The organism is Streptomyces sp. NPDC058697 (genome assembly GCF_042715345.1).
Classification (GTDB): domain Bacteria; phylum Actinomycetota; class Actinomycetes; order Streptomycetales; family Streptomycetaceae; genus Streptomyces; species Streptomyces liliifuscus.
The window spans coordinates 95,367-121,097 of the sequence record NZ_JBHXSU010000023.1; the positions used below are offsets into that span (position 1 = coordinate 95,367).

Here is a 25,731-nt window from a genome sequence, read left to right on the forward strand (position 1 = left end):
GTAGACCTTAGAGCGAAATTGCGAATCGAAAGCATGCGATCGCACGTGTGAACCAGCCGTGCGGGCCGGCCGGGTGAACCGGTCGCGCGAATCGGCGGTGTGGGACGAGTGCGGGACGAGAAGGTTGGGGCGGCAGCGGTGCAGCGGCGAGTGACAGGTCTGATCGCGGTGGTGTCCGCACTGGGCATGACGGCGGCCCTCGGCGGCTGCGGCGGTTCCTCCGGTTCCGGGGACGTCACGCTGCGACTGGTCGCGGCCGACTACGGCGACTCCAAGGCGAACAGCTCCCAGAAGTACTGGGACGAGCTGACCAAGGCGTACGAGGCGAAGAACCCCGGGATCAAGGTCGAGGTGAGCGTCTACTCCTGGAACGAGGTGGACGCCAAGGTCAAGAACATGGTCGCCGACGGTGACGCACCCGACATGGCGCAGATCGGCGCGTACGCCGACTACGCCGCGAAGGGCCAGCTCTACAGGGCCGATGACCTGCTCTCCATCAACACCCAGGCCGACTTCGTGAGCCGGTTCACCGAGGCGGGCGAGCAGGACCGGACGCAGTACGGCATGCCGTTCGCCTCCTCGACGCGGCTGCTCTTCTACAACAAGAAGCTCTTCAGCGACGCGGGCCTCACCCCGCCGCGGACCTGGGACCAGCTCGCGTCCGACGCCGAGGTCCTCAAGTCGCGTGGCGTGAAGTACCCGTACGCGCTGCCCCTCGGACCCGAGGAGGCGCAGGCCGAGACGATGATGTGGCTGCTGAGCGGCGGCGACGGCTACACCGACACGGTCGGCTCGTACGGGATCGACTCCGAGCAGAACATCGAGACCTTCACCTGGCTCAAGGAGAAACTGGTCGAGAAGGGGCTCACCGGACCCGTCGCGCCCGCGAATCTCAACCGTGCGCAGGCGTTTGCGGCGTTCACTCGCGGCGAGGTCGGGATGCTGAACGGCCACCCCACGCTCATGCAGGCCGCCGCGGCGAAGGGCGTGAAGTTCGGCATGGTGCCGATGCCCGGGATCAACGGGCGCTCCAAGGCCACCATGGGCGTCGCCGACTGGATGATGGCCTTCAAGAAGCCCGGGCATGCCGAGCAGGTCGGGGACTTCCTCGACTACGTCTACAGCGAGAAGAACGTGCTCAAGTTCTCGCACGAATACGATCTGCTGCCCGTGACCACGTCGGCGTCCGAGGCGATGTCCGCCGACGAGTCCGACGCGGATCTTGTCGGTTTCCTCGACGAGTTGCCCAACGCCGAGTTGTATCCCGTGGCCAAGACGTCCTGGGCGGCTGTCAGCGCGGACATCAAACAGCAGATAGGCAAGGCCGTGAGCCCGAAGGGCAGTCCGGCGGCGATTCTGGGGCAGTTGCAGAGGGCCGCTGCCGCGGAGGAGAACGCGTCTTAGCTCCGCTGGTTGGTCGTTGGTCGGGTGCGGGTCCGTGGGGGCTGGTCGCGCAGTTCCCCGCGCCCCTTTCGGGGCGGGGCTCTGTCGGTGGTAGCGGCTAGCGTGCTGGGCATGGAAGACGCGGAGCTGACACCCCAGGAGCTTGCCGTTCTTGCGTTGGAGCGGCGGGGGTGGGGTACGCCGGGGGCCAAGGAGCGGGCGATACGGGAGGAACTGGGGCTGGCCCCCGTCCGCTACTACCAACTCCTGAACGCCCTCCTGGACGCGCCGCGGGCTCTGGCCCACGACCCCGTCACGGTCAATCGGCTGCGACGGGTGAGGGATGTGCGCCGAGATGAGAGGGAGGGGTGAGGGTTTTCTTCGCCCCCGCCGCCCCTACCCATTCCCGTCCCCTGGGGCTCCGCCCCAGACCCCGTCCGTAGCGATTTCGGGTGCGGGTTCGTTGTGGCTGGTCGCGCAGTTCCCCGCGCCCCTAGGTGCCTAGGGGCGCGGGGAACTGCGCAGTCTTTTGGTCTTTTGGGGGTTCGGGGGCGGAGCCCCTGAGTCAGGGACGGGAATGGGTAGGGGCGGCGGGGGCGAAAGACTCCCCGGCCGCGGATAGGGTCGCGGCATGGCCAGTCACCCCGAGTCATCGTCGATGCCGACCCCCGTGACCCCGGCGGGCCGAGACGGCCTCGAAGCCATCATCGCGCGGCCCACCACCGCAGTCCTCGCATTCGACTTCGACGGCACCCTCGCCCCGATCGTCCCGGACCCAGAACAGGCCCGCGCCCACCCGGACGCCGTACCCGCCCTGGCGGCACTCGCCCCGAAGGTCGCCTCCGTCGCCGTAGTCACCGGACGACCGGCCGGCGTGGCCGTACGCCACGGCGGCTTCGCCGGAGTCCCCGGCCTGGAGCACCTCGTCGTGCTCGGCCACTACGGGGCGGAACGCTGGGACGCAGTCACCGGAACCGTCCAGGCCCCCGCCCCCCACCCCGGCGTGGCAGAGGCCCGCGCCGAACTCCCCGGCTTCCTCGACGCCATCGGCGCCTGGCAGGGCACCTGGATCGAGGAGAAGGGCAGGGCCGTCGCGGTCCACACCCGCCGCGCCCAGGACCCCCAGGCCGCCTTCGAGGCCCTCCGCGAACCCCTCGCCGAACTCGCCACCCGCCACGGCCTGATCGTCGAACCGGGAAGAATGGTCCTGGAACTGCGCCCGCCCGGCATGGACAAGGGCGTCGCCCTCATCGAGTACGTACGCGACGTCGGCGCCGAGTCGGTCATGTACTGCGGCGACGACCTCGGCGACCTCCCAGCCTTCGCCGCCGTGGACAAACTCCGCTCCGACGGCACCCACGGCCTCCTAGTCTGCAGCGGCAGCAACGAGGTCACAGAACTCTCCGACCGCGCGGACTTGGTGGTGGACGGCCCGGAGGGGGTAGTCCGCCTACTGGCTGCTTTGGCGACTGAGCTGGCGTAATTAAGGGGCGCGGGGAACTGCGCAATCTTTTTGCTTTTAGGGGCGCGGGGCGGTGACATTTGCGGCTCCGCCGCGGGGCGCGCCCAGCCCCCACACACCCGCACGGTCCAAACAACCCCGCGCCAGCGAACTACGAGTCCAGCGCCTGCAACTGGTCCAGAAACCACTGCGCCGGAGGCAAAGCGGTGGCAGCCGCAGCCAACCGCTTGGTCCTCTCCGCCCGTTCCCCCACCGGCATCGTCAACGCCTCATGCAACGCCCGGGCCGTCCCCGAAACGTCATACGGATTCACGACAACCGCATCCTCGCCCAACTCCTCGTACGCCCCCGCCTCCCGCGAAAGCACCAGCACGCACCCGTCGTCCGACACGACCGGCACCTCCTTGGCGACGAGGTTCATACCGTCCCGGATGGGGTTGACGAGGGCCACGTCCGCCAGCCGGTAGGACGCCAGGGAACGCGCGAAGTCGTCCTTGAGGTTCAGCAGGACCGGGGTCCAACCGGGCGTCCCGTACTGGGAGTTGATCTCGTCAGCGACCCGCTGCACCTCGGCCGTGTAGTCGCGGTAGACCGCCAGGTCCTGCCGCGACGGGTACGCGAACGCCACGTGCACCACCCGCTCGCGCCACTCCGGTCGGTCCTCCAGCAGCTCCCGGAACGCCAGCAGCCCGCGCACGATGTTCTTGGACAGCTCGGTCCGGTCCACCCGCACGATCGTCTTGCGGGCACTGCCGTCGGGAGCCGTGCCGATCTGCTCCCGCAGTACCGCCAGCCGCTCGTCCACGTCCGGCCGGTGCGAGCGCTCGCGCAGGAAGTCCGCGTCCGCCCCGAGCCCGTGCACCCCGATCCGCGTACCGGAGGGGATGCCGGGACCCAGGACGGCGTGACAGCAGTCCGTGAACGCGTCCGCCCACCGCTGGGTGAGGAACGCGGCCCGGTCCGCCCCGAGGATCCCGCCGAGCACCTTCGCCGCGATGTCGTCCGGCAGCAGCCGGAAGTACTCCGGCGGAGCCCAAGGGGTGTGCGAGAAGTGCCCGATCCGCAGGTCGGGGCGGAGCTCGCGGAGCATCCGCGGGACGAGGGTCAGGTGGTAGTCCTGCACGAGGACGGCCGCGCCCTCCGCGGCCTCCTCGGCCAGTGCCTCGGCGAAGGCGTGGTTGTACGTCTCGTACGCCGCCCACTGGCGCCGGAACTCCTTGTCGAAGACCGGCTCCAGCGGTGTCTGGTAGAGCAGGTGGTGGACGAACCACAGCGCGGAGTTGGCGATGCCGTTGTACGCGGCCTCGTGGGTGTCGGCGTCGATGTCCAGCATCCGTACGCCGTCCTCGCCCTCCCCGCGTCGTACGGCCTCGCGGTCGCCGTCGCCGAGGGCCGAGCACACCCACAGGGCACCCGCGTCCGGGCCGATCGCGGAGAGGCCGGAGACGAGGCCGCCTCCGCCGCGCTTGGCCGTGAGCGCCCCGGTCTCGTCCAGGGTGTACGCGACCGGGCCGCGGTTGGAGGCGACCAGGATGTTGTGGGTGGCGCGGGTGGAGACCATGCCTCGAAATCTAGCCCCCGCCGTAAACGCTCAAACGTTCCCACTCGCCGTGGTGCGTGAGGTGTGCCTCGCCTGGCCGCCGGTGGGGGCGGGCCGCGCAGTTCCCCGCGCCCCTTTTAGGGGCGCGGGGAACTGCGCAATCTTTTGCTTTTAGGGGCGCGGGGAACTGCGCGACCAGCCTCCGCGGCGCCGCAGACAACAACGGCGCACCCCGCGGAGCGCTACGCCGCTTTCCTCTCCACGTACTCCTCGATCTCCGCCATCGGCGGCCTCTCCTCCATGTCCACCGAGTACGTGCGGGGCTCGAAGCCGTTCTCGCCGCGTTCGAACTGGGTGAGGGAGGGGCGGATCATGTGGCCGCGGGCCAGCCGGAGCTGGGCGGTGCGGTAGATCGCGGCGGACATGCGGCCCAGGGCCTGGCCGTCCTGGTGGCGGTGTTTGCGGACGCCGACGTCGACCTGGGCCAGGGCGTCCAGGCCCACCAGGTGCAGCGAGTCGACCAGCATGCCCAGCTCGACGCCGTATCCGACGGGGAACGGGAGCTGTTCGAGGAGGGAGCGGCGGGCCGCGTACTCCCCGCCCAGCGGCTGGACGAAGCCGGCCAGCTGCGGCCAGTGCATGTTCAGCAGCGGGCGGGCCATGAGTTCGGTGACCCGACCCCCCTGACCTGCGGCGGAGCCCAGCGGGCGGTCGTACATCGCCTTGACGAGGTCCACGCCCGGTTCGGTGAGCAGCGGGCCGACGATCCCGGAGACGAAGTCCGCCGAGAACTCCTTCAGGTCCGCGTCGACGAAGGCCACGATGTCCCCGCGGGTGACGAGCAGCGAGCGCCACAGCACCTCGCCCTTGCCGGGGACGGCCGGCAGCCGGGGCAGGATCTCGTCCCGGTGCACGACACGGGCACCCGCCTCGGCGGCGACCTCGGAGGTGCGGTCCGTCGAACCCGAGTCGATCACCACGATCTCGTCGACGAGCGGCACCTTCCCGGTCATCAGCTCACGGCGGATGATCGCGACGATCTCGCCGACGGTCTCCTCCTCGTTGAGCGCGGGCAGTACGACACTCACCGTGGAGCCGTTGGCACGCTTCGCGGCGATGAGTTTCTTGAGCGGGCGGTCCTCGACGGACCAGGAGCGCGTGCTCAGCCAGCGCTCGACGTCTTCCAGCACGTGCGGCTCTCCCTTGCGTTCATTGGGATGCGTGTGCCCGCCGCGGCCTGCAGTGTGGGTTGCGTCACTGTCATCTCGCGGTTCGGACGGCTCTCTCCACCATCCAGGCCTTCGGTTACAGTCTTGAACAACGCTGATGACCATCGCATGTCGGGGGTCGTTGCGTGTACAACCAAATGCACGACCAGAAGCACGACCAAAACCACAACTGAATACCGCTCATCCAGAGGGGCAGAGGGATACGGCCCGTTGAAGCCCCGGCAACCCTCCAGCCGGTCTCGTCCTGATCATCGTCGTTCAGCGCAGCGAGGCTCCCGGCTAGGGAAGGTGCCAAATCCGTCTCACGGCGAAGTGCGTCGTGAGGAAGATGAGGAGAAAGGGCCTCGCCTCCATGGCTGCGCAGACAGTTGCAAGCACCACGAACTCCGCCCCCGCCGCGAACTCCGTCGACCTCGGCCCGGCCGCCGCGCTTTCCTGCCGTGAATGCGGCCACCGCGTCCCGCTCGGTCCGGTCTTCGCCTGCGAGGAGTGTTTCGGCCCGCTGGAGATCGCGTACGACTTCTCGGCCTATGACACCGAGGAGCTCCGCAAGCGGATCGAAGCGGGCCCCGCGAACATCTGGCGTTACGCGCCGCTGCTGCCCGTCCCCGCGGACGTGGCCGACAAGCCCAACATCAACCCCGGCTGGACCAAGCTCGTCCAGGCCGACAACCTTGCGCGCGAGCTGGGTGTCGAGGCCGGCAAGCTCTTCGTGAAGGACGACTCGGGCAACCCGACGCACTCCTTCAAGGACCGGGTCGTCGCCCAGGCGCTGGAGGCCGCGCGTGCCTTCGGCTTCACCACCCTCTCCTGCTCCTCCACCGGCAACCTCGCCGGCGCGGTGGGTGCCGCCGCCGCGCGCGCCGGTTTCCGTTCCTGCGTGTTCATCCCGCACGACCTGGAGCAGGGCAAGGTCGTCATGGCCGCGGTCTACGGCGGCGAGCTCGTCGGCATCGAGGGCAACTACGACGACGTGAACCGCTTCTGCTCCGAGCTGATCGGCGACCCGGCCGGCGAGGGCTGGGGCTTCGTCAACGTCAACCTGCGTCCGTACTACGCGGAGGGCTCCAAGACCCTCGCGTACGAGATCTGTGAGCAGCTCGGCTGGCGGCTGCCGGACCAGCTGGTCGTCCCGATCGCCTCCGGCTCGCAGCTCACGAAGATCGACAAGGGGCTGCAGGAGCTGATCAAGCTCGGGCTTGTCGAGGACAAGCCGTACAAGATCTTCGGTGCGCAGGCCGAGGGCTGCTCGCCGGTCTCCGTGGCGTACAAGGCCGGGCACGACGTCGTACGGCCGCAGAAGCCGAACACGATCGCGAAGTCGCTCGCGATCGGAAACCCGGCGGATGGTCCTTACGTTCTCGATATCGCCCGGCGTACGGGTGGGGCCGTCGAGGACGTGAACGACGAGCAGGTGGTCGACGCGATCAAGTTGCTCGCGCGGACCGAGGGGATCTTTGCGGAGACCGCCGGTGGTGTGACGGTGGGGGTGGCGAAGAAGCTGATCGAGAATGGTCTGCTGGATCCGAGTCTGACCACTGTGGTGCTCAACACCGGGGATGGTCTGAAGACCTTGGATGCGGTTGCTTCCGACACGGGGTTGACTGCGACCATTCGCCCGAACCTGGACTCTTTCCGTGAGGCTGGGCTCGGCTAGTCGTTTCATCCTGCGGGCGCGTGGGGGCTGGTCGCGCAGTTCCCCGCGCCCCTTAAAAGCCAAAAGACTGCGCAGTTCCCCGCGCCCCTCGACGGGGGCGCTTCGCACCCCGACGGAGGTCTTGACCCCATGAGCGTCAACGTTCGTATCCCCACCATCCTGCGTACCTACACGGGCGGTCAGGCCGAGGTTGCTGCCGAGGGGGCGACTCTCGGCGCGGTCATCGCCGATCTGGAGAAGAACCACGCCGGGATCGCCGCCCGGGTCCTGGACGACCAGGGGCAGCTGCGCCGGTTCGTCAACGTGTACGTGAACGACGACGACGTCCGCTTCGAGCAGGGTCTTGAGACGGCGACGCCGGACGGGGCCGGGGTGTCGATCATTCCCGCGGTCGCCGGCGGCTGACCGTCGGGCGGCGCCCCGAGGGCTGATTATTACCTTCGGTAACGGCCGTCACCGAGAGTTCATCGAATTGCCCCCTCCGTGAGAGAAGCGGAGGGGGCAATTCTGTATGGTTGAGCGCGGTACAGTTGGGGAACCTGCTTCGATCCGCACGCCGGGCGCATTGAGATCCCGCCCGAAGCCCGACAAGAAGTAGCCAAAGTGCCCCGCCTTTTTGAGCCTTTTATGGCATTCATGGGGCCCGACTTGCCCTGAATCTTCGTGAATTCTTCACATATTCCCGATCGGTCGTGCCCGGAATTCTCGTCGGATTGACCTGTTGCAGACGGCAGTTGGACGGATACATTCAGCCGCGGTCGACGCGTTCCGGCGCACACCCCCAACCGTTGGGGGGTGAGGTCTGACCCGGATCCGCGAAGTGCGGGTCTGTGCAAGGGCCAGTAATAGGGGAGTTAGGCATGGCTCAGGGCACCGTCAAATGGTTCAACGCGGAGAAGGGGTACGGCTTCATCGCGGTCGACGGTGGTGCGGATGTTTTCGTCCACTACAGCGCGATTCAGATGGACGGCTACCGCACCCTGGAAGAGGGTCAGCGGGTCGATTTTGAGATCTCGCAAGGCCAGAAGGGGCCGCAGGCGGACATGGTCCGACTGGCGACCGGCTGAAGCACGCGCCGACTTACTGCAGCGACGTTCTTCTTCCGAAGGGCTCGCACCCCACCGGGTGCGGGCCCTTCGGCACGCCCGCGCGCCGTCCACTGCTTCACTTCCCCCACTGCTCCCACCTGCTCCCACCTGCGGATCATCCTGAGCCGCTTGCACTCGCATGGGTCGAGTGCTAATCATTGGCGTTAGCACTCTGAAGGTGAGAGTGATAACGAGGACCGGGTCGGTGAGGCCCGCTGGCCGGGTGGGGCAAGGAACCACGAGGTCGGCAGGCCGTCCGTCGCGGGCGCGGGCGCGGTCCTGGAGATTCCACCCCAGTCCGGGAGGACCACTTCACATGGCCAAGATCATCGCGTTCGACGAGGAGGCACGGCGCGGTCTCGAGCGCGGGATGAACCAGCTCGCCGACGCCGTCAAGGTCACCCTTGGTCCCAAGGGTCGCAACGTCGTCCTCGAGAAGAAGTGGGGCGCCCCCACGATCACCAACGATGGTGTTTCCATCGCCAAGGAGATCGAGCTCGAGGACCCGTACGAGAAGATCGGCGCTGAGCTGGTCAAGGAAGTCGCCAAGAAGACGGACGACGTCGCCGGTGACGGTACGACCACCGCGACCGTCCTCGCCCAGGCACTCGTCCGCGAGGGCCTGCGCAACGTGGCGGCCGGCGCCAACCCGATGGCTCTCAAGCGCGGTATCGAGAAGGCCGTCGAGGCCGTCTCCGGTGCCCTTCTTGAGCAGGCCAAGGATGTCGAGACCAAGGAGCAGATCGCTTCGACGGCCTCCATCTCCGCCGCCGACACCCAGATCGGCGAGCTCATCGCCGAGGCGATGGACAAGGTCGGCAAGGAAGGCGTCATCACGGTCGAGGAGTCCCAGACCTTCGGTCTGGAGCTCGAGCTCACCGAGGGTATGCGCTTCGACAAGGGCTACATCTCGGCGTACTTCGCCACCGACATGGAGCGTATGGAGGCCGTCCTCGACGACCCCTACATCCTGATCGCCAACTCGAAGATCGCCAACGTCAAGGACCTGCTCCCGCTCCTGGAGAAGGTCATGCAGTCGGGCAAGCCGCTGCTGATCATCGCCGAGGACGTCGAGGGCGAGGCCCTGTCGACGCTGGTCGTCAACAAGATCCGTGGCACCTTCAAGTCCGTCGCCGTCAAGGCGCCGGGCTTCGGTGACCGCCGCAAGGCGATGCTGAACGACATCGCCATCCTCACGGGCGGCGAGGTCATCTCCGAGGAGGTCGGCCTCAAGCTCGAGAACACGGGCCTGGAGCTGCTCGGTCGCGCTCGCAAGATCGTCATCACCAAGGACGAGACGACGATCGTCGACGGCTCGGGTTCGGCGGACCAGGTTGCCGGTCGCGTCAACCAGATCCGTGCCGAGATCGAGAACTCCGACTCGGACTACGACCGCGAGAAGCTCCAGGAGCGCCTGGCGAAGCTGGCCGGCGGCGTGGCCGTCATCAAGGCCGGTGCCGCCACCGAGGTCGAGCTCAAGGAGCGCAAGCACCGCATCGAGGACGCCGTTCGCAACGCGAAGGCGGCCGTCGAGGAGGGCATCGTCGCCGGTGGTGGCGTGGCCCTGCTCCAGGCCTCCTCGGTCTTCGAGAAGCTGGACCTGGAGGGTGACGAGGCGACCGGCGCCAACGCCGTGAAGCTCGCCCTGGAGGCCCCGCTCAAGCAGATCGCCGTCAACGGTGGTCTCGAGGGTGGCGTCATCGTCGAGAAGGTGCGCAACCTGCCCGTCGGCCACGGCCTGAACGCCGCGACCGGTGAGTACGTCGACATGATCGCCGAAGGCATCATCGACCCGGCGAAGGTCACGCGCTCTGCCCTGCAGAACGCCGCGTCCATCGCCGCGCTGTTCCTCACCACCGAGGCCGTCATCGCCGACAAGCCGGAGAAGGCGTCCGCGCCCGCCGGCGGCGGCATGCCGGGCGGCGACATGGACTTCTGAGCCCCGGCGCACACAGCCAAGGCTCGGTAGTTCATCGCAGTAGGCAGTACTTCGCATCACGCGAACGAGGGCGGCATCCCAATCCAGGGGTGCCGCCCTCGGGCGTACGCGGTGCTCGAAGTCAGGGTGTCGTGCAGGTCACCCGGGCAAACAGATCCAGCGCGGTGGAGCCGTGGTTGGTGGCTCGCATCGTCCATCCCGTGGCCGTCGGATACGACTCGTTGAACTCGACCGCGGGGTTGCCCAGCCCTCCGCCTCCGGTCGGCACCTCGCCGGCGCGGCAGTTGACATGGGCGGTTCCGGTCGCGCCTCGCGCCAGCCTGGTCGGCCCGCTGGCATAGGCGGTGTGGGGTGCGGTCGTACACCGCACCCAGGTCTGCAGGATCGTGGCGCCGGGGCCGTGGTTGGTGACCCGTCCGACCCACTCCTGGCCGATGTCGGACGACTGGCTGACGTAGGCCTGCCCGTGGTCCGACCCTGTGCCCCTGGCACCGGCGTCCGGCCCACCGCTGCTGGCCACCTGCCCCGGGTCGCAGGCCGCGCGGACGAGCCCCGTCTGCCCCGGCGGCACGTTCACCGCAGTGCCGTGCCGGGTCACGTGGCGCTGGGAGGTGCAGATCACCACGGGCGTGAATGTCTGTGCGGTGCCGGACTCGTTGTAGACGTCCCCGGCCCAGCTGTTTCCGTTGGGCCACGTGGCGGTCAGGAACACCCCGGTGCCGCTGGTCCGCACGCCGCCTCCGGAGGGCACCTGACCCCCCTGGCAGGGCACGTTGGTCGTGCCCGCCGTGTGGGGCAACACGGTCACGGGGTCGCCCACGACGATTGTGTGGGCGGCCCGCACCTGCGTCCTGCCCGGTTCCGCCACGGCTACGGACGTGGCGGCGCAGCAGAGAGCGGTGGCGGTCGCGATCGCGACGGTGTGGATGGACCTCATGGTGACTCCAGGTGATCGGCCGGAGGCAAATGCCAAAGGCAATCTGCCCGCCACGCGTCATCCGAACACGCAGTGTGCACCGAATGAACACACACGGTGACCCGTTCGGATGATGTCCGGACCGGCCTGGCCACCCGGTGTCGGTGCCCGTCCTCGGGCGTGTCCGGGGTCACAGAGGTGTGGGGCGGGGTGGCGGAATGTGATGAGGGGTGGGGTGGTTGTCGTCTGGAGGGGTTCATGCGTGTGCACATACCAATGGGGATGCGTATACGTGCAGATGGACCCGCAGATCGACGGACCGACCGCTTGATCCACCGCACCACCGACCGCTCGACCACTCCACCCCCACCAGGAGCCCCTACGTGACTGTCGCCCCCTCCGCCTCCCGTGCGGCCGAGATTCTTTCCCGGCCCGTTTCCCTCAACGGCCTGACCGTTCCGAATCGGATCGTGATGGCGCCGATGACCCGGCAGTTCTCGCCGGGCGGTGTTCCGGGGGAGGACGTGGCGTCGTACTACGCGCGCCGTGCCGCCGCCGGGGTCGGTCTCATCGTCACCGAGGGCACGTACGTGGGTCATGAGTCGGCCGGACAGAGCGACAGCGTCCCCCGCTTCCACGGGGCGGAGCAGCTGGCCGGGTGGGCGAAGGTCGCCGAGGCCGTGCACGCGGCGGGCGGGAAGATCGTGCCGCAGCTCTGGCACATCGGCAGCGTGCGCAGGGCCGGCGAGCCGCCGTTCGCGGACGCCCCGTCCGTCAGCCCGTCCGGTATCCACACGGAAGGCGCCGAGGTCACCGGCAGGGCGATGACCCAGCAGGACCTGGACGACGTCATCCAGGCCTTCGCCGAGGCCGCTGCCGCCGCCGAGCGCATCGGCTTCGACGGAGTCGAACTGCACGGCGCGCACGGTTACCTGCTCGACCAGTTCCTGTGGGCGGGCACGAACCGCCGCACGGACGCGTACGGCGGTGACCTCGTCGCCCGTACCCAGTTCGCCGCGGAGATCGTGGCCGCGGTGCGCGCCGCCGTCTCGCCCACCTTCCCGATCATCTTCCGCTTCTCGCAGTGGAAGCAGCAGGCCTACGAAGCACGCCTCGCCGAGACGCCGGAGGAGCTGGAGGCGCTGCTGGCCCCGCTCGTCGCGGCCGGTGTGGACGCCTTCCACGCCTCCACCCGCCGCTACTGGCGCCCGGAGTTCGACGGCTCCGACCTGAACCTGGCCGGCTGGACGAAGAAGCTGACGGGCAAGCCGGTCATCACCGTCGGCTCGGTCGGCCTCGACGGCGACTTCCTCAAGGGCTTCCAGGGCGAGGGCGCCCCGGCCAGGGGCATCGACGACCTGCTGGACCGCCTGGAGAGCGACGAGTTCGACATGGTCGCCGTGGGCCGCGCCCTCCTCCAGGACCCCCAGTGGGCGGTAAAGGTCCTCGACGGCCGGTTCGGCGAGCTGGGCGCGTACGACGCGGCGTCGCTGGGCTCACTCAGCTGAGCCGACCAACACTGATGGCTGTTGTACGCCGAGGGCGGCACCCCTCTTGCGGGGGCGCCGCCCTCGGCGTTGTACGAGCTGTCAGTCCGCGTAGTCCTTCAGCTTTTCGGTTTCCAGGGTGATGTTCACGGGGGCGGGGAGGTCGACGACGGTTCCGTACGGGTACGAAGGGCTCTGCTGGTACCTCCCGTTCTTCGGGCCGCTGTACACGACGACGGTGTCGTTGTCCCTGTCGATGAGGAGGTAGATGGGGATGCCGGCTTCCGCGTAGCCGCGGACCTTGTCGATGCGGTCGCGCCGGTTGGTGTCACGGTCGTGAGAGGTGACTTCGACGACCATGAGGATGCCCTTCGGGTCGGCCCAGTCGTCTTCCTGGGCGATGAAGTGATCCAGCGGCGCCAACGCGCCGTCCGCACTGGCGTGCCCTTTGCGATAAGTGCCGATCTTGAGGTCCTGTTCGGGATACAGGGCCAGCTCTGGGCGCAGTTGCAGGAACAGCCGGATGAGCCACATCACGATGGCCCTGTGGCGATTGTCCGGCAACGGCTTGACCTCTAGCTTCCCGTCGATGAGTTCGAGCTTGACGCCCTCTGGGGCCCTGCGGGCGAGCTCCTCGAAGTCCTCGACCTCGATGTGGTCGCCCTTGACGTAAAGCCGGCCATCGAGGAATTCGAGCCGTACGTTTTCCGGGGCCTTACTGGCCAGCTCTTCGAAGTCCTCCATGGACATCTGCGGGCGCCTGGTGCCAAAGGTCATGGTGGTGTCGCCTCCTTCCCACCATGGTGCCCCGGCTGTGTGCCTTCGGACTGTTGGAGCGGTCATAGGCGTGGCCTTTCCCGTCGGTCGACCATCGCCGCGCGGGCTGCGGCGGCGTGGGCGTGTACTGCGGTGGATGTCAGGGGGAGGGATGGCCCAGGTGGGGCCGCCTCGCCCCGGCACGGACCGCAGATCCCGCCCGGCAGGGCCTCCGGGCGGCCCGGTGCGCCGCACTTCGCGCACTCCAGTACGCGGAGGGGTGGGCGCGGGGCGCGCTTCTGTTCCGGCTCCGGTTCCGGTGGGAGCTTCGTGGTCAGGCGGGTGCGGATGAGGGCGGCCGGGCTGTGGACCGGGACGGGAAGACCTGCGGTCAGCGACTGGAGTACGTGTTCGTCTGTCGCTCCGCGCACGAGCCACTCCATGAGGAGCGGGGCGAGGTCCTCGCAGTCCCTGGCCGAGAGGGACAGGGACGGGTTCGTGCGGCCGAGGGCGGCCAGGAGGATGTGCGCCCGGGACCGGGTGGGGCGGGGCTTCTCGGGGGACTCCTGCGGTACGTCGCCCCTCGTGAACGCCGCCCACCAGTCGTCGTCCCGCACTGTTCGCGAGAACCACGTTCGGGTGATCCAGCGTGGACTTCCCGAGTCGGCCAGGTGTTCGCGGCCCCGGCGCAAGTGCCCTGCCCGCTGGAGGTTGTTGAGGGCCGTGCGGAGTGCGCATTGCCCGTACGGGAGTGTCTTGGCCAGCGTCTTTACGGAGATGTCGGCTCCGCCGGGGAGCCGGTCGATGTATGCGGCGACGGCCGCTTCGCGGGGTGGGAGGTGCGCGAAGTCGTGGGCCGTTCGGGGGTGTTGGTCCGGTGCGGCGCGTTTTCCGTAACCCGGATTGGCCATCGGGTGCGGCGGGGTCGCGTGCGCGGGCAGGAAGGCAGCACTAGGCTTGGCGTCAGCCACGGGATCGGTTTCCTTTACTTACGATCTCGTTGGTCAAACCCCCGCAGGTGTTCCAGCACCTGGCGGGGGTTGTTTGTTAATTGGGCACGCTAAGCCCATGTAACTGTCCGTGGCAAGTCGGTCGCGTCGAGTCAACTCGCGGGGAGGGTGGGTGGGTTGGGGCCCGCCACCCAATCCGTACAAGCAGGTCTCGAAGCTCGGCGCTTGAGCGTCGGGGCTGCCGCCGGCTAGGCCCGCTTGAGGTTCTCGACGAACACCGACCATGCCTCGGCCCGGAACGCGAGCTTCGGGCCGAGGGGGTTCTTGGAGTCCCGCACGGGGACGTGGGTGGGATGGCCGGGGGCCACTTCCAGGCAGTCGGCTCCGCTCCCGCCGCTGTACGTCGACTTGCGCCAGGTGTCAGGGGTGTTCCTCATGAGCGTAATCCTGCGCCATCGTCCCGATGAGGGCCAGGGAGCTGTCCGGCGACAGCGCACAGGCCGTGAGCAGTTCGAAGCTGCGCCGCTGTTGCTTGACGGTGAGGGGGTCGTCCTCCAGTCGGCCGGTTCCGACCGCTTCCAGGAAGAGCAGCGGTGGAGCGTCATCGAAGTCCATCAGCTTGATCGAACCCTCCATCGACGCATGCGCACCGGCTCCGAACGGGATGACCTGCACGATGGCCTGGTTGCGGCGCGCCACGTCGACGACGTGGCGTAGGGCTTCCGCCATTACTTGGCGTCCGCCCGTCACGCGACGCAGCGCGGCCTCGTCGATCACCACCCACAACAACGGTTCTGTTGGACCGCCGAGGATGCGGGCTCGGTCCATCCGAAGCTTCACCATCTCGTCGAGCCTCGCGTCCGATGCCGTCGGTCGGTACGCACGGAAAACGGTCCGCGCGTACGCGGGAGTCTGAAGCAGTCCTGGGATCAGCAGCGGCGCGTACTGTCTGATCGCCGTGGCCTGCTCCTCCGCTTCCACCGCGTCGGCGAAGTGCTCCGGATGCTTCGACTTGGCTGCCGCCTTGCAGTTCCGTGCGAAGAAGTCCGCCGTCTCAAGGGCGTCGTCAAGCATGCGCGCGTACTCCGCCTGCATCCGACGAGTCCCCGACTCCAGCTGGCCGATGAAGGAGCCACTCACGAACAGCCTTTGGCCCAACTGTTCCTGACTGAGCCCCTTCTTCTCGCGTGCGTGTCTCAGTTCCGCACCCAGCAACGCACGAGGTGACGAGGACGGGTCGAGGTCCTTCGGGCCTGCCATGCGCAACTCCCTGTCCGACAAGCGGGGTTGTTGGGGCGCCGTCTCTGGCCAGGCTAGAGGCGTAGTGGCCACGCTGTGTGGTGAACGTGAACACTCAGAGTGGAGGCAGGGCGCGATGGAGATGACGTCGAGTCAGCGGGTGCTGTCGACGGAGGAGGCGGTGGCGTGTCTTCGGGCGGCCCTGGAGGGGGCGGGCGTCGCGCTGCCGTCGCTGGGCGTCGATCCGGTGACGGCGGCCACCGGCGAACCGTACGCACTGGTGGAGCTGGGGCGCTGCAACGTACGGACGGCGGTTCGGCTGGCCGACGCGCTGCGCGGGGCGGCGGCGGGTGGGGACGCGTGACCCGGGAGTACGCGGTCGACCTGCGCGACGGGCGGGTCGGGCAGGTCATGGGGCGCGAGGGCGGCTACGTACAGTTGCGGCCCGTGGGTGGCGGCCGGGAGTGGGACTGTCCGCCGGAGGCGGTGGGCGAGGCGCCGGTGGGGGAAGTGCTGCGGGCCCGGGTGCGGCGGCTCAACTGGGAGGGTCGGCTGCCGTGACCGGCAACGCGCTGCGAGCAGGGCGCCTGGTCGGCCGCCGTACGCGTCAGACGTCGTACTCGTCCGGGATACGCATCCCGGGGCCGCCGACCTGCATGCCGCGCGGGGCCGCGCGGCCCTTCGGCTCCTCCCAGGCCTCCTGGCGGCCGAGCGCGGTGAGGTCGAGCCAGCGGTAGCCGTTGTGGAACTCCTCGATGCCACGGCCGAAGGTCGAGTAGGTGTGGAACACCTCGTCGTCCACCCGCAGGAACGCGCTCATGCCCGGCCAGTCGCCGCGCATGCTCTGCGACCAGGGCATTCCGGCCTCGGCGAGTTCGGCCTCGGTGTAGTGGAAGACCTGGACGGGCGCGACGCGGTCGTCGACCGTCGCGTGGAAGTCGTAGTTGAAGTCGCCGCCGGCCGAGGAGTACCAGGGGAACGTCCAGCCCATCCGCTCGCGGTAGGCGGCGAGTTTCGCGTACGGCGCGCGGGTCACCGCGACCAGCGTCGTGTCGCGGGCGTGCAGCTGCCGCAGTCCGGCGATGCCGTCGGCGGCGGAGGAGCAGCTCGGGCAGCCGGTGTCGCGGGGGTGCTCGTTGCCGTCGGCGTCGATGTCGTACATCCACATGAAGTGGTGCATGACCAGCTGGGGCCGCCCCTCGAACAGGTCGGGCAGGGACACGGTCCCGTCCGGGCCCTCGAAGGTGTACGGCTTGTCGACGCGGACCATCGGCAGGCGCCGCCGCTCGGCGTTCACCCGGTCGCGTGCCCGGGTGAGCTCCTTCTCCTTCGCCAGCAGTTCCCTGCGGGCCGCGAGCCACTCCTCGCGTGACACCACCTCGGGCAGGTTCCCCATAGTCGCCATCGCGGGCCGCCTCCCAGCTGCTCTCGCCATTGCTCTTGTTACTGCTCTCGCCACTGCTCTTGCTGCGACTCTGTGCTCCCGTCGGACTCAAGGCTCGACGAACACGACCGTTTCGGCGAGCGGGGCCCGGTCCGTACGGGTGTATCCCGATGCGGTGTCCTCGAACCCGATCGACATGCCGCAGAAGAGGATGAGCTCGTCCGGGGGCGCCAGGACCTCGGCGACGGTCCGGTGGTACTTCGCCCACGCCATCTGCGTACAGCTGTGCAGCCCTTCGGCGCGGAGCAGCAGCATGACGGTCTGCAGATACATGCCGACGTCGGACCACTGGGCCGGACCCAGGTCGCGGTCGATGTAGCAGAAGAGCGCGGCGGGTGCGCCGAAGCACTCCCAGTTCGCTGCGGCGGCCCGCTGGCGCGCCTCCAGGTCCTCGCGCGGAATGCCGAGCGCGCCGTAGCGCTGCTCGCCGAACGCGGACCGGCGTTCCCGGTACGGGGACTTGAGCGCGGGCGGGTACATCTCGTACTCCGGCTCGTCCCAGGGGTCGCCCGCGGCCAGGCGCTCACCGGCGCGCTTCTTTAACTCGGCCAGCGGACCGCCGGTCAGCACGTAGGCGTGCCACGGCTGGAGGTTCGACGCGGAGGGCGCCCGGGCCGCGGTCGACAGCACGCGCTCCAGGGTCTCCCTCGGGACATACCGGTCGGTGAATTCGCGCACCGCCCGTCGGCTCGTGACCGCCTCATAGACGTCCAAGGCCGCCTACCTCCATCCGCTTGCCGCTGCTCGACGTCACCGTCTTCGTCTTACTCGTCTTACCCGCGACGGTATCATTCGATACCTTCTCGTGTTTAACTGTCGGCGAGAGTACGAATCCTCTGTCCCGGCTCACCCCGCCCGGGACACCGTTCCTTGGAGAAAGCGCATGACCACGCTGCTGCACATCGACTCGTCCGTGCTTCCCGGCGAGGCGTCCTCGTCCCGTTCGGTCGCGGACGCCTTCCGCAAGGCCTGGGAGGAGCAGCACCCGGAGGGCACGGTGATCCACCGCGACCTCGCCGCCGACCCGGTCCCGCACATCACCGCCGCCGCCTGGTCCGCCGGCTTCACGGACCCGTCCGAGCGCACGCCGGAGCAGGCTGCCGCGTTCGGTGAGCGCGTCAGGCTCATCGAGGAACTGGAGCGGGCGGACGCCGTCCTGATCGGCGCCCCCATGCACAACTACTCGATCCCGTCGACCCTCAAGGCGTGGCTGGACAACGTGTTCCTGCTCGGCCGCACGGCGGGCGAGGACCCCTCCGCCAAGGGCACCCCGGTCGTCGTCGTGGCCAGCCGGGGCGGCTCCTACGCGCCGGGCACCCCGCGCGAGGGCTTCGAGTTCGTGCAGAACTACCTGGCGGCCGTCCTCCAGGGCGCCCTCGCCCTGGACCTCGAATTCATCGTCCCGGAGCTGACGATGGCCCCCCGCAACCCGGCCATGTCCGAGCTGATCCCCCTCTACGAGGCCTCGCGCGAGCGCGCCTTCACGGACGCGACCGCCAAGGCCAAGGCGCTCGCGGAACGCCTCGCCGCGTAGCCCGCCCGCGGGTCGGGGGTTATGGGGCGAGGGGCTTGGGCCGTGGGGCGTGGGGCGTGCGGCGTGGGAGTGCTTACGCCTCGCCGTCCGCGGGGTACGCGAACCGGGTCAGCAGGTCGGTCAGTTGCTCGGGCTCGCCGGGCGCCAGGTCCGCGATCATGCCCTCGGCCAGCGGCGCCGCCCCCGCGTGGGCCGCGTCGAAGAGCTCGACGCCCTGAGGCGTGATCTCCACGGCCCGCACCCGCCGGTCCCCCGGGACGGACTTGCGTACGGCGAGACCCTTGCGCTCCAGGTCGTCGACGACCCGCATGATTCCCGCCTTGTCCGTCCCCGTCGCCGCCGCCAGGTCGCGCTGCACGGTGGGTCCGCGGTCGACCAGCACGATCAGCACGGCGAAGTGCCGCAACTCGATGCCGAGCGGCCGAAGCGCCTCCGACATCACCGCGGCCGCCCGCCAGTGCGCCTGCCGCAGCAGCAGGCCGAGAGCGAAGGGCGAGTTGTCCCCGGGGCGAGGGGCGTCGGCGGTCATGGGGGCATGTTACCGCTGTTAATTCAATCGATACGGTATCGATCGAAACGATATGGGGCCGCACCAGAATGCGCCAAAATTGCTGACAATTTTGTGGGCGATTCGTTCGGTATGGCGGTGGACCAGGCAGGACGTGGTGTTGGGGGATGGTGGCCGGTTCCCTGTGCTGCGGCCGGCGGGGCACAGGAAGTCTTAAGAAATCGCTGCTGCACTGGGGTCCGTCGGCGCCGAACCGGGCGTTGGCAAACGGTTGTTGACCGTATGGGCCGCGCAGACAGGAGACGGAAGTGCAGCGTAGAGCAGTGGTCATGGGACTCACGGCGGCCGCGGCGGTGCCGGCGGTCGGGTTCGCCCCCGGGGCACGGGCCGCGCAGGCCACTCGGGCCACTCCGGCCGGGACCGGGACCTCCTCGGCAGCCGTGGGCCGCTCCTCCCTGGTCTTCGACCCCGGCGCCTACACCGAGTCGACCATCACCATCAAGGACACCGACGGCGTCGCCCACGAGGTCGTCTACCGCTTCCACAAGGTCGCCTCGTACGTGGCGAAGCCGGTCAACGCGGCGTACCAGTCCCTGAACGTCAGCGTCCCGGTGCGGATCGACGGGACGGCCGTCGACGCCACCGACGCGCCGATCCTCCTCGCCAACGCCATCGGCGGTTACATGCCGTCGTCCGTGGCGAACAACACCGGGATCGTCGCGTCCGGCATGGGCGGCGGGACCAGCCGCCAGGCGCTGGCGCTCGCCGCCGGGTACGTCGTCGTGGAGCCGGGCGCCCGCGGCCGTACCCTCGTCGACGCCACCGGGACGTACTACGGCACAGCGCCGGCCGCCATCGTGGACCTGAAGGCCGCCGTGCGGTACCTGAAGTCCAACAAGGGCCGCGTCCCGGGCAACGTGCACCGGATCGTCTCCTCCGGGGTCAGCGCGGGCGGGGCCCTGTCCTCGCTGCTCGGCGCGTCCGGCGACAGCCCGCTCTACGACCCGTACCTGGAGGCGATCGGCGCGGCCGACGCGAGCGACGCGATCTTCGCCGTCGGCGCCTGGTGCCCGATCACCGACCTCGAACACTCCGACATGGCGTACGAGTGGTGCTGGGGCGGCAACCCGCTGAGCGGTGGTACGCAGGTCGACCCGGCCATTTCCCGGGAACTGAAGGCCGCGTACGGAGACCACCTGGCCTCACTCGGGCTGCGGGCGAAGGGCTTCGGCAGGCTCACCGCGCGCAACCTCGACGAGTACCTGCTGAAGACCCATCTGGAGCCGTCGGCCACCCGGTACCTCGCCGCCCTGTCGGACGCGGACCGTGCCGCCTACCTCGCCGCGAACACCTTCATCACCTGGTCCGGCGGCCGGGCAGCCTTCTCCTGGGCCGACTTCCTCACCCACGTGGGCGCCCGGAAGAAGAACGCGCCGTCGTTCGACGGCTTCGACCTGGCCACCCCCGAGAACAACCTGTTCGGTACGGGGACCACGAAGGCCCGCCACTTCACGCTCTACAGCCTGCGCCACGAGAACGGCGACAGCGCCCGTCTCGACGCCGACATCCCCGCGAAGCTCGACCTGATGAACCCGATGCACCACCTCGTCGAGGACCTCAACCGGAACCGGTCGAAGCACTGGTGGATACGCCTCGGCACCAAGGACAGCGACACCTCGCTCTCCGTCGCGGGCAACCTCTCCGCCCGCCTGACGAGCCTGGGCGACGACGTCGACACCGCGTACTACTGGGACGCCGGCCATGGCGCCGACCAGGACCCGGGCGCCTTCATCAGGTGGATCGCCGAGGTGTCGGGCCGACGCTGAGGAGCCTGGTCAGAGGTTCCCCATCGGCTCGATGTCGATCTTCACCGGGGTGCCCCAGATCCGTAGCACCTCGTAGTCCGTGAACTCGTGCACCAGTCGGTAGGCCATGCTCGGGCGGGGGCCCCGGCGCTGGGCGGCGAGATACAGTTCCGCCTCCTGCTTGTCGCGGCGGGGTGTGCCGCAGAGCTGCCAGGTCTGGCCGGTCCACAGCTCCGGGAGCCAGCGCTGCTGGGGCTGGGGCCGGTCGCCCCGTACGCCGTAACGCGACTTCGTGCGCTCCACGATCTCGTCCGGGGCGGTCGGACGGCCCTGCGGGAACGAGTCGTTGACCTTCGAACGGCGGGCGAGGCGGCGACGGGTCTCGCAGAGCAGGCACAGGTCCGGGGCGTCCTGGTCGACCGGGCCCGTGGGGTGTTCCGGGCAGCGCGTGGTCGGGGCCGCCGTCGTGACGGTCTCCTCCAGCAGGTCGAGGGCCCGCTTGAGATCGGCCTTCACCTCGTGCAGTTTGGCGTCCTGCGTGTCGGAGGACAGGGCGTCCCCGTGCTCGCCGAGCACCCGCAGGGCGCGGCCCAGAGCGGTCAGTTGTGCGTGGTTCACGGTTTTGGCGTCCCTTCCTTTGGCTCCTCCACGATTGCATGTCCCACTGACAGTCCGGGGTTCGGACGAGGTCGGTGGGTTCTTCGGCTGCGGGTGCGTGGGGGCTGGGCGCGCAGTTCCCCGCGCCCCTAAAAGACAAAAGACACAAAGACAAAAGACAAGGGGCTAGAGGCGGGGTGCTGCTGCCAGGGCCGCTCGTAGGTGGCCGTTGGATTCCTCCAGGAGGTGGGCCGCCGTGGGGCCGTCCACGTTGCCCAGGATGGTGAGGATGGCGTTCTTGACCTCGCCGTCCGTTGCGGCGAGGGTTGCCTCGATCTCCTCGTCGGAGGCGCCGGTGGCGAGCGCGACGATACGGCGGGAGCGGGCCCGCAGCTTCTCGTTCGAGGCGCGTACGTCGACCATCAGGTTCCCGTACGTCTTGCCCAGGCGGATCATCGTGATCGTCGAGAGCATGTTGAGGACGAGCTTCTGTGCCGTACCGGCCTTCAGACGGGTGGAGCCGGTCAGCAGCTCGGGCCCCACGACCACCTCGATGCCGTGCTCGGCCGCCGCCGCCAGGGCGCTGCCCGCGTTGCAGGACAGGCCGACCGTGAGGGCCCCGAGCGCCCGCGCGTGCTCCACGGCACCGATGGCGTACGGGGTGCGGCCCGAGGCGGAGACGCCCACGACCACGTCGTCCGCCGTGAGGTCCAGGGCGGAGAGGTCCTCCACGGCCAGTTCCGCCGAGTCCTCCGCGCCCTCGATCGACGTCGTCATCGCCGCCGGGCCGCCCGCGACCAGCCCGACGACCTCGGAGGGGTCGGTGTTGAAGGTGGGCGGACACTCGGACGCGTCCAGCACACCGAGCCGCCCGGCGGTACCGGCACCGGCGTAGACGAGCCGCCCGCCCCGCCCCATCCGCTCCGCGATCGCGTCGATCGCCGCCGCGATACTCGGCAACTGCGCGGCGACCGCTTCCGGCACGGTCGCGTCCTCCCCGTTCATGAGCTTCGCGATGTCGAGCGTGGGCAACTGATCGATCTCGGACAACTCGGGCCGAAAGGCCTCAGTGGTCAGACTCTCCAACTCGGCCCGCACATCACGGTAATCGGCGGACGAGGAGTGAGAGGGGGCGTCGGTGGCATCGGCGCTGGAGGTCATGTGCGACGGCTCTTTCTGGTACGGGGCGTTCTTGTGCTGGGCTGTCTGGTGCTGAGCTGTCTGGCGCAGGGCCTTCGGTGGCTGGACTTTCCGGTGCTGGGGCGCCTGGTCTTTGTCTTTCAGGGGCGCGGGGAACTGCGCGACCAGCCCCCACCCACCCGCAGCCACCCACCGGCCTCAAAACTCCGGCTATCGCGGAGCGCCAGCGCTCCGATGACGGTGCGCCAACGCCTCGTAAGACGCCGACAACGCAGGCGCAGCAGTCTCATACGTCCTCTGCGCGACCCCGATGAACAGGCAGTCCACCACCAGCAGCTGACTCGTCCGCGAGGACATCGCCGCCGGCCGCAGCTCGCTCTCCCGGGCCGTGGACGTGGTGAGGATGTGATCCGCGTACTGGGTGACGGGACCGTCCGGACGCCCGGTGATCGCGATCGTCGTGGCCCCGCGCTCGAACGCGACCCGCAACGGCTCGATGACATCCCCCGTCGACCCGGAGTGCGTGATCGAGATCGCCACGTCCTTGGCGCGCAGCTGCACGGCGTTGGTCACCGCGAGGTGCGGGTCGCTGTGCGCCTGCGCTATGAGTCCGATCCGCAGGAGCTTCTGGGTCAGGTCCTGCGCGACGAGGCCGGACGCCCCGACGCCGTACACGTCGATGCGGCGGGCGGCCGCAAGGGCGCCGACCGCCGCGCCGAGCTGGACCGTGTCCAGCCCGGCCGCCGTGTCGGCGAGCGTCTGCTGTTCGTCGTACGCGAGCTTGGCGACCACGTCCGCGATCGGGTCGTCGACCGCGATGTCGGCCGTCACGGCGGGGGCGCGGCCCGACTGCTGCTGGGCGGCGAGTCCGGCGAGGGCCAGGCGCAGGTCGCGGTAGCCGGGGTAACCGAGGAGGCGGGCCGTACGGACGACCGTCGCCTCGCTGGTGCCGGTCAGCTCCGCGAGGCCGGTGACCGTGAGGGCCGCGCAGCCGGCGGGGTCGGCGGCCACGGCCTCCGCCACGCGCTGCATGGAGCGGGTCATCGACGGGGCGAGTGTGCGGACCTTGGCGGCGAGGGCCGCGGGGGCCGGCGGGGTTTCGCCCGCGAAAATTTCCTTCACTTCGTGGGTCACGTATGAAAGATATTTTCGCTTCAGGGGAGGGGTCAAGGGGAGAGGGGGTGGCTGGGACGGTGGTGTTTTCGGCTGCGGGCGCGTGGGGGCTGGTCGCGCAGTTCCCCGCGCCCCTTGACGGGGCGGGGGTGGCGCACAATGGACGTATGGATTCTCCGCCCTCTCCCCATCCCATCAGCCCCTTGGAGCAGGCGTTGCACGCGGCGCGGGCGCTTGTGCTTGCCGATCTTGCCGCGGGTGAGGTCGCCGAGCCGGACGTCGTCTCGTTCGTCGAGGAGTCGGTGGTGCAGCGGCGCTGGTGGGTGGAGCAGTGGCCGGAGGGGGTCGACTACGTGGCGGGGCTGGTCGCCCAGGACGTACAGGACGCGCTTCTTGAGCGGTACGGGCGGTGGCCGCTGTGTCCCGTCTGCGGTGCCGGTGATCCCCACGCCCTGGAAGTGGAGCCGGAGTTGGGCGCCGACCCGCACTGGGTGTGCCACAAGGCGGGGGTGAAGGTCGCGGCGGTGGGCGCGCTCCAGGCGGCCGGTGGCGGGACCGGCGGCGCGAGCAACGGCGGGACGCCCTCCTCGTGACCGTCTACATCGACCCGCCCGACTGGCCGGGGCACGGCCGTATGTGGTCCCACCTCGTCAGCGACGTCTCGTACGAGGAACTGCACGACTTCGCCCGCCGGCTGGGTGCCCCCGCCCGGGCATTCGAGCGTGATCACTACGACATTCCCTCGCATCGGTACGAGGACGCGGTGGCGGCCGGAGCGGTGGAGGTCCGCAGCCGCGAGGTGGTGCGGCTGCTGCTCGCCTCCGGGCTGCGTAGGCCCAAGGGGCGTGCCGTTCCCGGGAGTTGACGGGCCCGGACGACGTTCCGACCTCAGCCCGTCGCTCAGCCCCTCAGTTCGTACGCGTACTGCTCGCCGTCCTCTCCGTCCCCGCCCTCCCCGCTCACCCGGGTGAAGCCCGCGCGGGACAGCACGCTCTGGGAAGGGGCGTTGACGTGGTCCACCGTGGCGAACAGGGACGTGACGTCGTCGCGGGAGAGGGCCCAGGCGGACAGGGTGCGCAGGGCCTCGGCGGCGTAGCCGTTGCCGCGGGCGGACTCGGTCAGGTCGTAGCCGACCTCGGCGCGGCCGTCCTCGCGGCGTACCAGGACGAACAGGCCGAACTCCGGTCGGTGCACCCCGGCCTCGTACGCCTTCGTCACCATGCCGGCGGCGTCCCGCGTGCCCTCGAAGGGGCCGTCCTCAATCCACTCGAAGCCGCCGGTGCCGCCCGCGCCGAGGTCGGCGGCGGCCGCGGGGGTGACGCCCTGGAGGGTGAGGCGCTCGGCGGGGATGACCAGGTTGTTGTTCCAGCGCCACTCGGTGAGGGGCGCCCGGCCGGGCAGGTCGCCACGGCCCGTGGCCCAGAGCAGCGTGCGCCAGTGGCCGTCGCCGGGCGCGGGCCGGACGTGCGGGAAGATCCGGGTGAGCACCGCCTCGCAGAGCGCCGCCGGCGGCTCGTACGGGATGCCCAGGCCCTCGGCGATGTCGTGCGTGTGCGCGAGCACCTCGGTGACGCCCATCGCGGCGAAGCCCTCGCGGTTCGCGCTGCGGAAGGGGTACGGGTGGAAGGCGCGGGCCTCGCGGGGGGCGGTCCGGACGGCGGCCGCGAGCAGGGTGCCGGTCGCCTCGACGACCTGGAGGACGTCCTCGGGGCTCTCGCACTCGTCGAAGGTGATGTCGAACGGTACGTAACGGTCGGTGGGGAGGCCCGCCAACTGCCCCGCGTACGCGATGCAGTCCGACGCGATGTGCTCCGCCGTTTTACGGCAACTCCAGTCCAGGCGGCCCGCCTTGACGCTCCAGTCCCGGTCGGCCACCCTCCGCAGCGCTGCCACCGCGTCCGCGACCGCCTCTTCCACCTGATCCCCGCCCATGTCCAGCATGCC

General features: G+C 69.4%; 28 protein-coding genes and 1 riboswitch. Of the genes, 14 read left to right on the forward strand and 14 right to left on the reverse strand.

Translation table 11 applies throughout. The features are described from left to right. The first annotated feature begins 186 nt into the window (after positions 1–186). The 3 genes from ACFWXQ_RS36910 to otsB all read left to right on the forward strand — a co-directional run bounded on the left by ACFWXQ_RS36910 (position 187) and on the right by otsB (position 2,866). Positions 187–1,404 carry an extracellular solute-binding protein gene (locus tag ACFWXQ_RS36910; RefSeq protein ID WP_383948846.1) on the forward strand — a complete coding sequence of 406 codons (1,218 nt, stop codon included), beginning with the start codon at positions 187–189 and terminating at the stop codon, positions 1,402–1,404. A gap of 111 nt (positions 1,405–1,515) precedes the next feature. Further along, positions 1,516–1,755, forward strand: a complete 240-nt coding sequence (locus ACFWXQ_RS36915) for a DUF3263 domain-containing protein (protein ID WP_383948788.1) — start codon at positions 1,516–1,518, stop codon at positions 1,753–1,755. A 259-nt stretch (positions 1,756–2,014) separates the two neighbouring features. Continuing rightward, positions 2,015–2,866 carry a trehalose-phosphatase gene (gene otsB / locus ACFWXQ_RS36920; protein ID WP_383957313.1) on the forward strand — a complete coding sequence of 284 codons (852 nt, stop codon included), beginning with the start codon at positions 2,015–2,017 and terminating at the stop codon, positions 2,864–2,866. 130 nt (positions 2,867–2,996) lie between these two features. On the opposite strand, the gene ACFWXQ_RS36925 is transcribed toward otsB, so the two are convergent. Both ACFWXQ_RS36925 and ACFWXQ_RS36930 read right to left on the reverse strand, forming a co-directional pair. After that, entirely contained in the window at positions 2,997–4,406 is a 1,410-nt protein-coding gene (locus ACFWXQ_RS36925) for a trehalose-6-phosphate synthase (protein ID WP_383957311.1), read from the reverse strand. Between the two features lie 221 nt (positions 4,407–4,627). Then, entirely contained in the window at positions 4,628–5,575 is a 948-nt protein-coding gene (locus ACFWXQ_RS36930; RefSeq protein ID WP_383940292.1) for a glucosyl-3-phosphoglycerate synthase, read from the reverse strand. Between the two features lie 216 nt (positions 5,576–5,791). After that, a riboswitch (SAM riboswitch) is annotated at positions 5,792–5,949 on the forward strand. 17 nt (positions 5,950–5,966) lie between these two features. Between ACFWXQ_RS36930 and thrC the strand changes: the two genes are divergently transcribed. From thrC to groL, 4 genes are all read left to right on the forward strand, one after another. Further along, on the forward strand, positions 5,967–7,271 hold the full coding sequence (gene thrC, locus ACFWXQ_RS36935; protein WP_383940289.1) for a threonine synthase: 1,305 nt from the start codon (positions 5,967–5,969) through the stop codon (positions 7,269–7,271). 129 nt (positions 7,272–7,400) lie between these two features. Further along, on the forward strand, positions 7,401–7,676 hold the full coding sequence (locus tag ACFWXQ_RS36940; protein ID WP_200396697.1) for a MoaD/ThiS family protein: 276 nt from the start codon (positions 7,401–7,403) through the stop codon (positions 7,674–7,676). 455 nt (positions 7,677–8,131) lie between these two features. Then, the gene (locus tag ACFWXQ_RS36945) at positions 8,132–8,338 is read left to right on the forward strand and encodes a cold-shock protein (RefSeq protein WP_007493268.1); all 207 of its coding nucleotides are present in this window, start codon (positions 8,132–8,134) and stop codon (positions 8,336–8,338) included. Between the two features lie 337 nt (positions 8,339–8,675). Beyond that, complete coding sequence (gene groL, locus ACFWXQ_RS36950) at positions 8,676–10,298, forward strand: chaperonin GroEL (RefSeq protein ID WP_200396696.1); 1,623 nt, start codon at positions 8,676–8,678, stop codon at positions 10,296–10,298. 121 nt (positions 10,299–10,419) lie between these two features. Here groL and ACFWXQ_RS36955 read toward each other — a convergent pair whose 3' ends face one another. Next, positions 10,420–11,235 (reverse strand): hypothetical protein, encoded by an 816-nt coding sequence (locus ACFWXQ_RS36955; protein ID WP_383940284.1) that lies wholly within the window; start codon positions 11,233–11,235, stop codon positions 10,420–10,422. Positions 11,236–11,597: 362 nt separating this feature from the next. Between ACFWXQ_RS36955 and ACFWXQ_RS36960 the strand changes: the two genes are divergently transcribed. Beyond that, positions 11,598–12,722 carry an NADH:flavin oxidoreductase gene (locus ACFWXQ_RS36960; RefSeq protein ID WP_383940281.1) on the forward strand — a complete coding sequence of 375 codons (1,125 nt, stop codon included), beginning with the start codon at positions 11,598–11,600 and terminating at the stop codon, positions 12,720–12,722. Positions 12,723–12,803: 81 nt separating this feature from the next. Here ACFWXQ_RS36960 and ACFWXQ_RS36965 read toward each other — a convergent pair whose 3' ends face one another. The 4 genes from ACFWXQ_RS36965 to ACFWXQ_RS36980 all read right to left on the reverse strand — a co-directional run bounded on the left by ACFWXQ_RS36965 (position 12,804) and on the right by ACFWXQ_RS36980 (position 15,667). Continuing rightward, positions 12,804–13,478 (reverse strand): Uma2 family endonuclease, encoded by a 675-nt coding sequence (locus tag ACFWXQ_RS36965; protein ID WP_383940277.1) that lies wholly within the window; start codon positions 13,476–13,478, stop codon positions 12,804–12,806. Between the two features lie 62 nt (positions 13,479–13,540). After that, positions 13,541–14,368 carry a hypothetical protein gene (locus tag ACFWXQ_RS36970; protein WP_383940304.1) on the reverse strand — a complete coding sequence of 276 codons (828 nt, stop codon included), beginning with the start codon at positions 14,366–14,368 and terminating at the stop codon, positions 13,541–13,543. A gap of 287 nt (positions 14,369–14,655) precedes the next feature. Continuing rightward, positions 14,656–14,844: a DUF397 domain-containing protein gene (locus ACFWXQ_RS36975; protein ID WP_383940274.1), complete on the reverse strand. Its 189-nt coding sequence runs from the start codon at positions 14,842–14,844 to the stop codon at positions 14,656–14,658. Continuing rightward, positions 14,828–15,667 carry a Scr1 family TA system antitoxin-like transcriptional regulator gene (locus tag ACFWXQ_RS36980; RefSeq protein WP_383940272.1) on the reverse strand — a complete coding sequence of 280 codons (840 nt, stop codon included), beginning with the start codon at positions 15,665–15,667 and terminating at the stop codon, positions 14,828–14,830. The genes ACFWXQ_RS36975 and ACFWXQ_RS36980 overlap by 17 nt, the downstream gene beginning before the upstream one ends. A gap of 115 nt (positions 15,668–15,782) precedes the next feature. Between ACFWXQ_RS36980 and ACFWXQ_RS36985 the strand changes: the two genes are divergently transcribed. Together ACFWXQ_RS36985 and ACFWXQ_RS36990 are read left to right on the forward strand one after the other, a co-directional pair. Beyond that, a complete protein-coding gene (locus tag ACFWXQ_RS36985) occupies positions 15,783–16,010 on the forward strand; it encodes a hypothetical protein (RefSeq protein WP_383940269.1) in 228 nt (75 codons plus the stop codon). Continuing rightward, positions 16,007–16,207 (forward strand): hypothetical protein, encoded by a 201-nt coding sequence (locus ACFWXQ_RS36990; RefSeq protein ID WP_383940307.1) that lies wholly within the window; start codon positions 16,007–16,009, stop codon positions 16,205–16,207. Before ACFWXQ_RS36985 ends, ACFWXQ_RS36990 begins: the two co-directional genes overlap by 4 nt. 46 nt (positions 16,208–16,253) lie before the next feature. On the opposite strand, the gene ACFWXQ_RS36995 is transcribed toward ACFWXQ_RS36990, so the two are convergent. After that, positions 16,254–17,051 carry a DUF899 domain-containing protein gene (locus tag ACFWXQ_RS36995; protein ID WP_383940266.1) on the reverse strand — a complete coding sequence of 266 codons (798 nt, stop codon included), beginning with the start codon at positions 17,049–17,051 and terminating at the stop codon, positions 16,254–16,256. A gap of 87 nt (positions 17,052–17,138) precedes the next feature. Continuing rightward, complete coding sequence (locus ACFWXQ_RS37000; protein ID WP_383940264.1) at positions 17,139–17,804, reverse strand: nitroreductase; 666 nt, start codon at positions 17,802–17,804, stop codon at positions 17,139–17,141. A gap of 169 nt (positions 17,805–17,973) precedes the next feature. Here ACFWXQ_RS37000 and ACFWXQ_RS37005 point away from each other — a divergent pair, with 169 nt between their 5' ends. Then, the gene (locus ACFWXQ_RS37005; RefSeq protein ID WP_383940261.1) at positions 17,974–18,624 is read left to right on the forward strand and encodes an FMN-dependent NADH-azoreductase; all 651 of its coding nucleotides are present in this window, start codon (positions 17,974–17,976) and stop codon (positions 18,622–18,624) included. Positions 18,625–18,697: 73 nt separating this feature from the next. Here ACFWXQ_RS37005 and ACFWXQ_RS37010 read toward each other — a convergent pair whose 3' ends face one another. Beyond that, positions 18,698–19,153: a MarR family winged helix-turn-helix transcriptional regulator gene (locus tag ACFWXQ_RS37010; protein WP_383940258.1), complete on the reverse strand. Its 456-nt coding sequence runs from the start codon at positions 19,151–19,153 to the stop codon at positions 18,698–18,700. A 287-nt stretch (positions 19,154–19,440) separates the two neighbouring features. Between ACFWXQ_RS37010 and ACFWXQ_RS37015 the strand changes: the two genes are divergently transcribed. After that, a complete protein-coding gene (locus tag ACFWXQ_RS37015) occupies positions 19,441–20,958 on the forward strand; it encodes a subtype B tannase (RefSeq protein WP_383940255.1) in 1,518 nt (505 codons plus the stop codon). A 9-nt stretch (positions 20,959–20,967) separates the two neighbouring features. Here the strand turns inward: ACFWXQ_RS37015 and ACFWXQ_RS37020 are convergent, their stop codons facing one another. The 3 genes from ACFWXQ_RS37020 to ACFWXQ_RS37030 form a co-directional block, all read right to left on the reverse strand. After that, the gene (locus tag ACFWXQ_RS37020) at positions 20,968–21,555 is read right to left on the reverse strand and encodes a hypothetical protein (protein WP_383940253.1); all 588 of its coding nucleotides are present in this window, start codon (positions 21,553–21,555) and stop codon (positions 20,968–20,970) included. A gap of 165 nt (positions 21,556–21,720) precedes the next feature. Continuing rightward, positions 21,721–22,695 carry an N-acetylmuramic acid 6-phosphate etherase gene (murQ, locus tag ACFWXQ_RS37025; protein WP_383940250.1) on the reverse strand — a complete coding sequence of 325 codons (975 nt, stop codon included), beginning with the start codon at positions 22,693–22,695 and terminating at the stop codon, positions 21,721–21,723. 189 nt (positions 22,696–22,884) lie between these two features. Continuing rightward, on the reverse strand, positions 22,885–23,808 hold the full coding sequence (locus ACFWXQ_RS37030) for a MurR/RpiR family transcriptional regulator (RefSeq protein ID WP_383940247.1): 924 nt from the start codon (positions 23,806–23,808) through the stop codon (positions 22,885–22,887). A 146-nt stretch (positions 23,809–23,954) separates the two neighbouring features. Here ACFWXQ_RS37030 and ACFWXQ_RS37035 point away from each other — a divergent pair, with 146 nt between their 5' ends. After that, positions 23,955–24,380 (forward strand): hypothetical protein, encoded by a 426-nt coding sequence (locus ACFWXQ_RS37035; RefSeq protein WP_383940245.1) that lies wholly within the window; start codon positions 23,955–23,957, stop codon positions 24,378–24,380. Then, entirely contained in the window at positions 24,377–24,652 is a 276-nt protein-coding gene (locus ACFWXQ_RS37040; protein ID WP_359934112.1) for a DUF4031 domain-containing protein, read from the forward strand. Before ACFWXQ_RS37035 ends, ACFWXQ_RS37040 begins: the two co-directional genes overlap by 4 nt. Positions 24,653–24,687: 35 nt before the next feature. Here ACFWXQ_RS37040 and ACFWXQ_RS37045 read toward each other — a convergent pair whose 3' ends face one another. Further along, positions 24,688–25,728: a GNAT family N-acetyltransferase gene (locus ACFWXQ_RS37045; RefSeq protein WP_386270137.1), complete on the reverse strand. Its 1,041-nt coding sequence runs from the start codon at positions 25,726–25,728 to the stop codon at positions 24,688–24,690. Positions 25,729–25,731 lie beyond the last annotated feature (3 nt).

What these genes read in the sequence shown, in the direction of transcription:
- ACFWXQ_RS36910 (WP_383948846.1), top strand. Translation starts at nt 187, where the DNA reads ATGACGGCGGCCCTCGGCGGCTGCGGCGGTTCCTCCGGTTCCGGGGAC.
- ACFWXQ_RS36915 (WP_383948788.1), top strand. Translation starts at nt 1,516, where the DNA reads ATGGAAGACGCGGAGCTGACACCCCAGGAGCTTGCCGTTCTTGCGTTG.
- otsB (WP_383957313.1), top strand. Translation starts at nt 2,015, where the DNA reads ATGGCCAGTCACCCCGAGTCATCGTCGATGCCGACCCCCGTGACCCCG.
- ACFWXQ_RS36925 (WP_383957311.1), bottom strand. Translation starts at nt 4,406, where the DNA reads ATGGTCTCCACCCGCGCCACCCACAACATCCTGGTCGCCTCCAACCGC.
- thrC (WP_383940289.1), top strand. Translation starts at nt 5,967, where the DNA reads ATGGCTGCGCAGACAGTTGCAAGCACCACGAACTCCGCCCCCGCCGCG.
- ACFWXQ_RS36940 (WP_200396697.1), top strand. Translation starts at nt 7,401, where the DNA reads ATGAGCGTCAACGTTCGTATCCCCACCATCCTGCGTACCTACACGGGC.
- ACFWXQ_RS36945 (WP_007493268.1), top strand. Translation starts at nt 8,132, where the DNA reads ATGGCTCAGGGCACCGTCAAATGGTTCAACGCGGAGAAGGGGTACGGC.
- groL (WP_200396696.1), top strand. Translation starts at nt 8,676, where the DNA reads ATGGCCAAGATCATCGCGTTCGACGAGGAGGCACGGCGCGGTCTCGAG.
- ACFWXQ_RS36955 (WP_383940284.1), bottom strand. Translation starts at nt 11,235, where the DNA reads ATGAGGTCCATCCACACCGTCGCGATCGCGACCGCCACCGCTCTCTGC.
- ACFWXQ_RS36965 (WP_383940277.1), bottom strand. Translation starts at nt 13,478, where the DNA reads ATGACCTTTGGCACCAGGCGCCCGCAGATGTCCATGGAGGACTTCGAA.
- ACFWXQ_RS36970 (WP_383940304.1), bottom strand. Translation starts at nt 14,368, where the DNA reads ATGGCCAATCCGGGTTACGGAAAACGCGCCGCACCGGACCAACACCCC.
- ACFWXQ_RS36975 (WP_383940274.1), bottom strand. Translation starts at nt 14,844, where the DNA reads ATGAGGAACACCCCTGACACCTGGCGCAAGTCGACGTACAGCGGCGGG.
- ACFWXQ_RS36980 (WP_383940272.1), bottom strand. Translation starts at nt 15,667, where the DNA reads ATGGCAGGCCCGAAGGACCTCGACCCGTCCTCGTCACCTCGTGCGTTG.
- ACFWXQ_RS36985 (WP_383940269.1), top strand. Translation starts at nt 15,783, where the DNA reads ATGGAGATGACGTCGAGTCAGCGGGTGCTGTCGACGGAGGAGGCGGTG.
- ACFWXQ_RS36995 (WP_383940266.1), bottom strand. Translation starts at nt 17,051, where the DNA reads ATGGCGACTATGGGGAACCTGCCCGAGGTGGTGTCACGCGAGGAGTGG.
- ACFWXQ_RS37005 (WP_383940261.1), top strand. Translation starts at nt 17,974, where the DNA reads ATGACCACGCTGCTGCACATCGACTCGTCCGTGCTTCCCGGCGAGGCG.
- ACFWXQ_RS37010 (WP_383940258.1), bottom strand. Translation starts at nt 19,153, where the DNA reads ATGACCGCCGACGCCCCTCGCCCCGGGGACAACTCGCCCTTCGCTCTC.
- murQ (WP_383940250.1), bottom strand. Translation starts at nt 22,695, where the DNA reads ATGACCTCCAGCGCCGATGCCACCGACGCCCCCTCTCACTCCTCGTCC.
- ACFWXQ_RS37035 (WP_383940245.1), top strand. Translation starts at nt 23,955, where the DNA reads ATGGATTCTCCGCCCTCTCCCCATCCCATCAGCCCCTTGGAGCAGGCG.
- ACFWXQ_RS37045 (WP_386270137.1), bottom strand. Translation starts at nt 25,728, where the DNA reads ATGCTGGACATGGGCGGGGATCAGGTGGAAGAGGCGGTCGCGGACGCG.